This window comes from Oleiphilus sp. HI0066 (assembly GCF_001635725.1).
In genome coordinates this window covers 1-725 of record NZ_LWFH01001647.1, presented here as the reverse complement: position 1 = coordinate 725, position 725 = coordinate 1, and the positions used below count along the sequence as shown (strand labels likewise).

The following is a 725-nucleotide window of genomic DNA, read 5'->3' as shown; positions in this document are numbered from 1 at the left end:
ATCTGTCATGTGTATCTTGTTATTTCTCAATCAATCATGTGTTTAATGATTGTTTTGTTCGTTTTCATTTATAGTTGCGTCTGAATCAAGTGTAGCAAAGACAAAGTATTCTCGTGCTTTATTTGCGGGCGCGAACTAATAGTAATGTGGAGTTATTAATGCAAGAGAAAATAAGTGGAATTGAATTAGCTATTTTTTCTGGAAAATTGAACACGATCTGTGAAGAAATGGGCTTTGTCTTACAACGAAGTGCATTGTCACCAAACATCAAAGATCGTCTCGATTTCTCTTGTGCGTTATTTGATAGTGAGGGCCGTATTTTAGCTCAGGCAGCGCATATTCCTGTGCATCTTGGGAGTATGGCGTATGCCATGAAGGATCTCGTTGCTATGTTCGATTGGTCAGAAGGTGACATGGTCGTAGTGAATGATCCGTTCAAGGGTGGGACGCATCTGCCAGATGTAACGATGATTGCACCATTGTTCCTATCTGATGTTTTGCATGGCTTTGTTGTGAATCGCGCTCATCATGCGAATATTGGTAGTGAAGCGCCTGGTTCAATGCCCTTGAGCGATAGCTTGCTTGAAGAAGGGATTGTTCTCGGACCACAAAAGATTATTGATAAGGGCATCATTGTTGATGAGTTAGCGCGGCGTATTCGCAGCATCGAGCCAAATTGTGACAGCGAGCTGCCTGAAGATTTTTTGGCTCAGATTAGTGCTAAT

Annotated in this window: 1 protein-coding gene; it reads left to right on the top strand. The window is 41.8% G+C overall.

All coding sequences use genetic code 11. The features are described from left to right. Positions 1–158: 158 nt before the first annotated feature. Positions 159–725: hydantoinase B/oxoprolinase family protein (locus tag A3738_RS25720; protein WP_231876767.1), on the top strand; the 567-nt coding region annotated here is incomplete at its 3' end.